This window comes from Kitasatospora sp. NPDC091257 (assembly GCF_044757675.1).
Classification (GTDB): Bacteria; Actinomycetota; Actinomycetes; order Streptomycetales; family Streptomycetaceae; genus Kitasatospora; species Kitasatospora lactacystinica.
Genome location: NZ_JBIVVI010000270.1, coordinates 1 through 8,504 on the forward strand (window position 1 = coordinate 1; position 8,504 = coordinate 8,504).

At 76.6% G+C, this 8,504-nt stretch carries 6 protein-coding genes; 2 read left to right on the forward strand and 4 right to left on the reverse strand.

From position 1 onward, the window contains the following. The 3 genes from ACIQOV_RS15170 to ACIQOV_RS15180 form a co-directional block, all read right to left on the reverse strand. The coding region (locus ACIQOV_RS15170; protein WP_401048738.1) for a VWA domain-containing protein at window positions 1-1,175 on the reverse strand (1,175 nt) is incomplete at its 3' end. 69 nt (window positions 1,176-1,244) lie between these two features. Beyond that, window positions 1,245-3,650 (reverse strand): DUF5682 family protein, encoded by a 2,406-nt coding sequence (locus tag ACIQOV_RS15175; protein WP_401048740.1) that lies wholly within the window; start codon window positions 3,648-3,650, stop codon window positions 1,245-1,247. After that, on the reverse strand, window positions 3,647-4,729 hold the full coding sequence (locus ACIQOV_RS15180; protein ID WP_380548889.1) for an AAA family ATPase: 1,083 nt from the start codon (window positions 4,727-4,729) through the stop codon (window positions 3,647-3,649). The genes ACIQOV_RS15175 and ACIQOV_RS15180 overlap by 4 nt, the downstream gene beginning before the upstream one ends. Window positions 4,730-4,907: 178 nt before the next feature. On the opposite strand from ACIQOV_RS15180, the gene ACIQOV_RS15185 reads away from it, so the two are divergent. Both ACIQOV_RS15185 and ACIQOV_RS15190 read left to right on the forward strand, forming a co-directional pair. Further along, window positions 4,908-6,209 (forward strand): SWIM zinc finger family protein, encoded by a 1,302-nt coding sequence (locus tag ACIQOV_RS15185; protein WP_401048741.1) that lies wholly within the window; start codon window positions 4,908-4,910, stop codon window positions 6,207-6,209. 45 nt (window positions 6,210-6,254) lie between these two features. Further along, entirely contained in the window at window positions 6,255-7,835 is a 1,581-nt protein-coding gene (locus tag ACIQOV_RS15190; RefSeq protein ID WP_401048742.1) for a DUF5691 domain-containing protein, read from the forward strand. A gap of 115 nt (window positions 7,836-7,950) precedes the next feature. Here ACIQOV_RS15190 and ACIQOV_RS15195 read toward each other — a convergent pair whose 3' ends face one another. Then, the gene (locus ACIQOV_RS15195) at window positions 7,951-8,355 is read right to left on the reverse strand and encodes a cobalamin B12-binding domain-containing protein (RefSeq protein WP_224285525.1); all 405 of its coding nucleotides are present in this window, start codon (window positions 8,353-8,355) and stop codon (window positions 7,951-7,953) included. Between the last annotated feature and the right edge of the window lie 149 nt (window positions 8,356-8,504).

Sequence of the window (8,504 nt, forward strand, 5' to 3'; positions counted from 1 at the left end):
CCCTGGGCGGCCCCCTCGAACAGGCTCTGCGGGATCGGGCGCTTCTCGATCGCCGCCGCCATGATCTCCGGGAACGCGTCCGGGGTGCAGGCGAAGGCCGGCGCGCCGAGCGAGGCCAGGGCGGCGGCGTGCGCGTGGTCGTACGCCGGGGCCCCCTCGTCGGAGAGCGCGAGCAGGGCGATGAACTGGACGCCGGCCGCCTTCATCGCGGCGACCCGCTTGAGCATGCCGTCCCGGATGCCGCCCTCGTACAGGTCGCTGATCAGCACCACGACGGTCTCGGAGGGCCGGGTGATCTTCGACTGGCAGTAGGCCAGGGCGCGGTTGATGTCGGTGCCGCCGCCGAGCCGAGTGGCGAACAGGACGTCGACCGGGTCGGTGAGCTGTTCGGTGAGGTCGACCACCGAGGTGTCGAACACGACCAGCCGGGTGTCCAGGGTGCGCATCGAGGCGAGCACCGCGCCGAAGACCGCCGAGTGGACCACCGAGGGCGCCATCGAGCCGGACTGGTCGATGCAGAGGATGACGTCCTTCTTCACGGCGCGCTGGGCGCGCGCGTAGCCGACCAGCCGCTCGGGGACGACGGTGCCGTGCTCGGGCAGGTAGTTCTTCAGGTTGGCCCGGATGGTGCGGTCCCAGTCGATGTCGCGGTGGCGGGGACGGTTGACCTTGGCACTGCGGTCGAGGGCGCCGCCGAGCGTGGCCCGGGTGCGGTCGGCGAGCCGGCGCTCCAGGTCGGCGACCACCTTGCCGACCACCGCCCGGGCGGTCTCCCGGGTGGTCTCGGGCAGCGCGTGCTTGAGCGACAGCAGGGTGCCGACCAGGTGCACGTCCGGCTCGACGGCCTCCAGCATCTCCGGCTCCAGCAGCAGCCGGTCCAGGCCGAGCCGGGTGATCGCGTCCTGCTGCATCAGCTGCACCACGGTGGAGGGGAAGTACTCGCGGATGTCACCCAGCCAGCGGGCCACCTGCGGGGCCGAGCCGCCCAGCCCGGCACCGCGGCGGCCGGTGCGCCCGGCCCGGGCACCCTCCTCGGGGGCGCCGCGGTAGAGCGCGGCGAGGGCGCCGTCCATCGCGGCGTCGCGGCCGCGCAGGGCGCAGCCGGTGCCGTCGGCCTCGCCGCCGAGCACCAGCCGCCAGCGGCGCAGCCGTTCGTCGGTCGTGGGCGCTGCCATCTCGTCCTCCTTCAGCGGGTCCTGCGGTGGGGCAGGCGTTCGGTGCGGTGGGTGCCACCGCGGCGGGTGTCAGGTGTCGCGGCCGGCGGCCTGCCGGGGGATCCTCGGGCGGATCCCGAGCAGCAGGGCCACCACCGGGACGGCGGCGTCGGCGCGGGCCCGGTCCAGCTCACCGGCCGCGGCGTCGACGGCCGGCGGCTCACCGAGCGGGCCGGCCGCGACCCGGCCGCCGATGGTGGTGCGCACGCCCGCCTCCAGTCCGGCGAAGGTGCGGCGCAGCAGCGGCAGGACGTCGGTGAAGGCCTCGCCGCTCACCCCGGTCAGCCACTCGTCCAGCAGGGCGAGCAGCCGCGGGTCGTGCAGCAGCAGGGCGCCGCCGCCGGTCAGGAAGCCCTCGACCCAACCGGCCGCGTCGGCCGGGGCGTTGGCGGCGGAGAGCACCAGCCGAAGCCGTCGGCCGGCCGCCGCGGAGTCGAGCCGGCCGTCGTCCAGCAGCAGCCGCACGGCCCGGCCGCGCAGCAGCCCGGGGGCGCCGGTGGCCGGTCCGCCGGCCGGCTCGCGGCGGGCCAGCGAGCCCAGGGCGGCGGCCCAGCGGTCGGCCAGGCCGGCCAGGCCGTCCGGGTCCGGCGCGGTGCCGGCGGCGGTGATGGTGTCGGCCGTGGTGGTGCCGGCGGCAGTGACGTCGCCGGGATCGGCGGCCAGCAGGCCGATCGCGCCGTGCACCTCGTCGAGGCGGCCGCGCATCGCCTCCGCCCCCTGCGCGTCCAGGCCGACGCAGCCGGGCGGCAGTCCCACGCAGATCCGCTCGGCCAGGCCCGCGGCCGCCTCGGCGAGCGCGCCGTGGTCGGTGCCGCGCACGTCGCCGTAGCGCAGCGCGCGGACCAGTGCGGGCAGCGCGCCCGCGAGGTGCGCGACGTCGGTGTCCAGGGCCGCGCAGTCGGCGAGCACCCGCATCACGGCGGGCAGTGCGCCGGACAGCCCGGCCAGCAGGCAGGTCTCCACCAGGCCGGTCAGCTCGGCGAGTTCCCCGGCGGCGCGGGCGGTGCCGACGGCCTTGTTGGCCGCGGCCTCCTCGACCGTGGTGCCCCACTGGGCGGCCTCGGCGATCCGGACCGCGAACTCGGGCTGCCAGCACAGCCGCCAGCTCTCCCGGAACGTCCCGGTCGAGTTCACCGAGGAGCGCGCGGGCACACCCCAGTCCACGCCCAGCAGCCGCAGCCGGTGCAGCAGCCGGGAGCGGGCCGCGTCGGTGTCCTTGCGCAGGTCGAGGTCGACGTCCTTCGGCGCGGCCTCGGGCTTGAGCCGCAGCGAGCGCTGCAACCGGGTCAGGTCGCGCTGGAGCGGCACCGCCGGTGCGGCGTCCGGGACCTCGCCGAGCGCGTCGCCGACCACCAGGCGGTCCCGGACCAGCTCCAGGGCGACGTCCGAGCCCTCGCAGAGCACCGCGCGCACGGCGTCCAGGGTCTCGGTCAGCCCGGCGAGCGGGCGGCCGCGCAGCACGGCCAGGGTCTCGGCCAGCCGGACCGCCTCGATCACGTGCGCGGAGGAGACCGGGTGGTCCTCGGCGCGCAGCAGGTCGGCCGCCCGGGTGAGCCAGCGCGGCACCGGGTCACCGTCGGTGGTGAACAGGTGGTGGTACCAGCCGGGCGACTGCACACCCGCACCGTAACCGGTGGCCTGGGAGAGCCGGCGGTGCGTCCACGGCACCCAGGTGATGTCCGTCCGCACCTTCTTCGGCAGTGCGGCGAGCAGCGCCCGGTCGTGGGCGACGGTGGGCATCCGCTCCAGCGCCGGGACGTGGAAGGCCCCGCAGACCACGGCGATCCTGCGGTGCCCGGCGCGGCGGGCGGCACGGATCTGCTGGCGCATGTACGCCTCGCGCAGCAGGTCCCGGCGGGACTCGCCGAGGCCCTCCGCGCGCAGCGCGCCCATCGCCTCGGCGACGGCGGCGAACGGCGCCAGCGCGTCGTCGCCGGGCGCGCGGTGCTCGACCACGTCCTCCCACCAGCGCTCCGCGTCGTCGTGCCCGGCCGCCTCGGCGAGCAGCGCCAGCGGGTCGGCGACCGGCCCGGCGTCCTCCTCCTCGACGGCCGTGCCCTCGACGGCCGTCCCCTCCGCGGCCGTCCCCTCCGCGTCTTCCTCCGGGGCCGGCGCGAAGCCGTGCCCGGCGGGCAGGTCGATGAAGCGGACCGGCAGGTCGTGCTCCACGGCGTGCCGGATCGCCACCCACTCCGGGGAGAACTCGGCGTACGGCCAGAAGGCGGCCTTCGCCGGGTCGTCCACCGCGTGGGCGAGCAGCGCGACCGGCGGGACCAGGTCCTTCTCCGCGGCCAGGTGGACGATGCCGTCGGCCTCCGGCGGGCCCTCGATCAGCACCGCGTCCGGCCGCCACTGCGCCAGCGCGGCGGCGACCGCCCGGGCCGAGCCGGGGCCGTGGTGGCGGATGCCCAGCAGGGCGACCTCGGGCGCCGTCATGCCCCCACCTCACGGGCGGCGCGGTAGAAGTCCTTCCAGCCGTCGCGCTCGCGCACCACCCCTTCGACGTACTCGCGCCAGACCGCCCGGTCCGCCACCGGGTCGCGGACGACGGCGCCGAGGATGCCGGCCGTCACGTCCCCGGCGCGCAGCACGCCGTCGCCGAAGTGGGTGGCCAGCGCGAGTCCGTTGGTCACCACCGAGATCGCCTCGGCGGTGGAGAGGGTGCCGCTCGGGGTCTTGACCTTCGTCCGGCCGTCCACCGTGATCCCGGCCCGCAGCTCCCGGAAGACGGTGACCACGCGCCTGATCTCCTCGGCGCCGCCGGGCAGTTCGGGCAGTTCCAGGGAGCGGCCGAGCTGGTTGACCCGGCGGGTGACGATGTCGACCTCCTCGTCCAGCGAGCCCGGCAGCGGCAGCACCACGGTGTTGAAGCGGCGGCGCAGCGCGCTGGACAGCTCGTTGACACCGCGGTCGCGGTCGTTGGCGGTGGCGATCACGTTGAAGCCGCGCACCGCCTGCGTCTCGGAGCCCAACTCCGGTATCGGCAGCGTCTTCTCCGACAGGATGGTGATCAGGCTGTCCTGCACGTCGGCCGGGATGCGGGTGAGCTCCTCGACCCGGGCGATCCTGCCCTCGGCCATCGCCCGCATCAGCGGCGAGGGCACCAGGGCGTCCCGGCTGGGCCCGCGGGTGAGCAGCTGGGCGTAGTTCCAGCCGTACCGGACGGCCTCCTCGGGGGTGCCGGCGGTGCCCTGCACCAGCATCGTGGAGTCACCGCTGATCGCCGCCGCCAGGTGCTCGGACACCCACGTCTTCGCGGTGCCCGGCACGCCGAGCAGCAGCAGCGCGCGGTCCGTCGCCAGGGTCGTCACGGCGACCTCGACGACCCGGCGCGGGCCGATGTACTTGGGGGTGATCCGGGTGCCGTCGGGCAGTTCGCCGCCGAGCAGGTACGTCGCCACGGCCCACGGCGAGAGCTTCCAGCGCTCGGGACGCGGACGGTCGTCCTGTGCGGCCAGCGCGGCCAGTTCGCCGGCGAACGCGTCCTCGGCGTGCTGCCGCAGAACGTCGGTCATGGGGGCTCCTTCGGGTCTGCCGCCGGGCACACGGGTGCCCCGGGCGCAAGGGTGATCGGGGGGAGCCAGGTCGGCGTCCCGGCCTGTGGAACCAACCCTGCACCGAGCCACTGACAACCCGGCGGGGCCCCGGACGGGCCGTCAGCCGATGTCAGTGCCGCCGCCTACGGTCGGTCGCATGGAGGAACGCTGGAGCACCGAACACGTCCTGTCCCTGGCACCTGACGCCGCCTCGCAGAAGGCCGCGGGCAAACTGTCCGCGCCCGCGCCGTGGTCCGGCACCGGCACCGACGGCACCGCGCTGTGGGGCGAGTGCAAGGGCAGCGGCCGCACGCCGTACCGCACCGCGATCGAACTCGCCACGCCCGCCTACCAGTGCAGCTGCCCCAGCCGGAAGTTCCCGTGCAAGCACGCGCTCGGGCTCCTCCTGCTGTGGAGCGGAACCCCGCAGGCCGTCCCGGCCGGGGAGCCCGCCGACTGGGTGGCCGAGTGGCTCACGTCCCGCCAGGAGCGCGCCGAGAAGCGCGTGAAGGAGCAGGTCGTCGATCCGGAGGGCGCCCGGCGCCGGGCCGAGCGGCGCGGCGCCCGGGTCGCGGCCGGCGCGGCCGAGCTGCGGCTGCGGCTGGCCGACCGGGTCCGGCACGGCCTCGCCGACCAGTCCACCGCCGGGCCCTGGGAGGAGGTCGCCGCCCGGATGGTCGACGCACAGGCCCCCGGCCTGGCCGCCCGGGTCCGCGAACTGGACGCGCTGCCGCAGGAGCGGCTGCTGGAGGAGTACGCGATGCTGCACCTGCTCGCCACCGCCGCCACCCGGCTGGACGAACTGCCCGCCGAGCTGGCCGCCACCGTCCGCACCCGGGTCGGCTACACCGTGGAGAGCAACGAGGTGCTGGCCGGCCCGACCGTCCGCGACCGCTGGCTGGTGCTCGGCAGCCGCGACACCTCGGACGAGCGGCTCATCACCCGCCGGATCTGGCTGCGCGGTGCCAAGACCGGCCGCCCGGCGCTGCTGCTCTCCTTCGGCCGCACCGGCCAGGCCCCCGCCCTCGCCCTGCCCACCGGCCGCCTGGTGGAGGCCGACCTCGCCTACCACCCGGGCGCCCACCCGTTGCGCGCCACCCTCGGCGAGCGCTACGGCGCCCCCGAGCCGGGCCCCGCCGAACCGCCCGCCGGGCTCACCGTCGCCGAGGCGGTGGCCGGCTACGGCACCGCCGTCGCCGACGACCCGTGGCTGGAGAGCCGGCCGACCGTGCTCGGCGACGTCGTCCCGGTCCGCACCCCGGACGGCTGGTTCCTGACGGACGGCCACCACACCGTGCCGGTCCGCGCCTCGACCGTCCCGGAGACGGCCCTGTGGCGGCTGGCCGCCGTCTCCACCGGCCGCCCGCTGACGGTCTTCGGCGAGTACGGCCACCAGGGCTTCGCCCCGGTCACGGCCTGGGCCGCCGGCCGACGCCCGGTCGGCCTCACCAACGCGTAGGGCGTGCCCCAGACACGCCCCGGACACTCCCCAGGAGAACCCGGCATGACGATCACCCAGGACCCGTGGGAGACCCTGCACACCAGCGCCCTGCTCGGCACCGACCGCCGCCCGCTCCCGGCCACCGCCCTGCCGCTCGCGGACGCCGTGGACCGGGGCGACCCGGCCACCGCCCTGCTGGAGCTGGCCGCACTGGCCGCCGTCCGCCGCCGGGCCGGAGCGCTGCCCGTACCGGCCGCCGGGCCGCCCGGCCCGCCCGCGGCCGAGGACACCCGCCCGGAGCTGCCCGAGCCGGCCGCCCGCCGGCTGGCCGTCCTGCTCTCGGGGCGGGCCGGCAGCGGCGGCGGCACCCTGGCCAACCTGGCCGAGCTGCTGCCGCAGTGGCTCACCACCGCCCGGGCCCGGGGCCTGCGCCCGCCCGCGGCGCTGATACCCGGCCTGCTCGACGCCGCCCGCGCCCGCAGCGAACTGCGCCCCGACGCCGTGGCCCTGGCCGGTCCGCCGGGCCGCTGGCTGGCCGAGCAGAACCCCGACTGGCGGTTCGTGCTGCGCACCACCGCCCCCGACCTGCCGCAACGGCCGACGGACGACCGGCTCTGGCACGAGGGCCTGTTCGCCGAGCGGGTCACCCACCTCACGCTGCTGCGCCGCCGCGACCCGGCGGCCGGCCTGGAACTGCTGCGCGGCACCTGGTCCACCGAGCGCGCCGAGGACCGCCTGCTCTTCCTGGACGCCCTCCAGGACGGCCTCTCCCCCGCCGACGAACCGTTCCTGGAGGCCGCCCTCGGCGACCGGAGCAAGAACGTCCGGGCCACCGCCGCCGAACTGCTCTCCACTCTGCCCGGCTCGGCCCTGGCCCGCCGGATGGCCGAGCGGGCGCGGGCCGCCGTCCGACTCGCCGGCACCGGCACGCATCTGCTGGTCACCCCGCCCGCCGAGTGCGACGCGCAGATGCAGCGCGACGGGATCGCGCCCAAGTCGCCCACCGGGCGCGGCGAACGGGCCTGGTGGTTCGGCGAGGTGGTGGCCGCCGCGCCGCTGTCGCTCTGGCCGGAGAGCACCGGGCTGACGCCCGAGCAGCTGCTCGCCCTGCGGGTCGGCGACAGCATCGACGAGACCAGCAGCAGCTGGGCCGACGACCTGCGGGAGGCCTGGGCGCGGGCCGCCGTCCGCCAGCAGGACGCCGACTGGGCCCGGGCGCTGCTCGGCCCGGCCCCGTCCGGGCGCGGTGCGCGGGCCCGCGCGGCGCGCGCCACCGGCGCCCCGGCCAAGCTGCTGGCCGTCCTCCCGCCGGAGGAGCGGGCCGTCTGGACGGCGGCGTTCATCACGGCGCACGGGCTGGGCGACGCCTTCCAGCTGCTCGGCGCCTGCGCCACCCCGTGGACGCCACCGCTGTCCACCGCCGTGGTGACCGCCCTGGCCCGGGCGGCGGCCTCCGGGGCGTACCCGTGGAGCCACAGCGGGGTGCTCGGGATGACGGAGCGCGCGCTCGCCCCGGAGACGGCCGCCGCGGTGGAGGAGCTGGCCGCCGGGGCCGCCCCGGACTCCGCGTGGTCCGAGACCTTCGCCCGGCTGGCCGGCACCCTGCGCTTCCGGGCGGCGATGCTCGCGGAGCTGGCGGGCTGAGCCGGGGGCTGCCGGGGCCGACGGGCCGGCCCGTCGGCTTTCCGGGGGTTTCCGGGCCCCGGAACGGCGGAGCGGGCCGGCCCCGGGAGGGGCGGCCCGCTCGACGCGCGGTGGTTCAGCCGGCCCGCAGGTTCGACTCGACCCAGGCGACCACGTCGCGGGTCGGCGTGCCCGGGGTGAAGATGTCCGCGACACCCATCGCCTTGAGTTCGGCGATGTCCTCGTCCGGGATGATCCCCCCGCAGAAGACCTTGATGTCCTCCGCGTCGCGCTCCTTCAGCAGCTCCAGGACCCGCGCGCACAGCGTCATGTGGGCGCCGGAGAGGATGGACAGCCCGATGCCGTCCGCGTCCTCCTGGATCGCGGTGTCGACGACCTGCTCGGGCGTCTGGTGCAGTCCGGTGTAGATGACCTCCATACCGGCGTCGCGCAGGGCGCGCGCGATGACCTTGGCACCACGGTCGTGACCGTCGAGCCCGGGCTTGGCGACCACCACACGGATCGGCCCCGACACACTCATGACTGCCTCCTGGACGTCGTCGTCCACCATCCGACCGGGCCTCGTGGGCCGCCGGCGCGGTTAACGGTCAATAACCAACCTGAGGGGAGGTTAGCGCCACCCGGCACGGTTGACCGTGCCACCTCCCAAGAGGAGGGCAAAGTCACAGC

Excerpts from the sequence above, each read along its gene's own strand:
- ACIQOV_RS15175 (WP_401048740.1), bottom strand. The coding sequence starts at position 3,650 with ATGACGGCGCCCGAGGTCGCCCTGCTGGGCATCCGCCACCACGGCCCC.
- ACIQOV_RS15195 (WP_224285525.1), bottom strand. The coding sequence starts at position 8,355 with ATGAGTGTGTCGGGGCCGATCCGTGTGGTGGTCGCCAAGCCCGGGCTC.
- ACIQOV_RS15185 (WP_401048741.1), top strand. The coding sequence starts at position 4,908 with ATGGAGGAACGCTGGAGCACCGAACACGTCCTGTCCCTGGCACCTGAC.
- ACIQOV_RS15190 (WP_401048742.1), top strand. The coding sequence starts at position 6,255 with ATGACGATCACCCAGGACCCGTGGGAGACCCTGCACACCAGCGCCCTG.
- ACIQOV_RS15180 (WP_380548889.1), bottom strand. The coding sequence starts at position 4,729 with ATGACCGACGTTCTGCGGCAGCACGCCGAGGACGCGTTCGCCGGCGAA.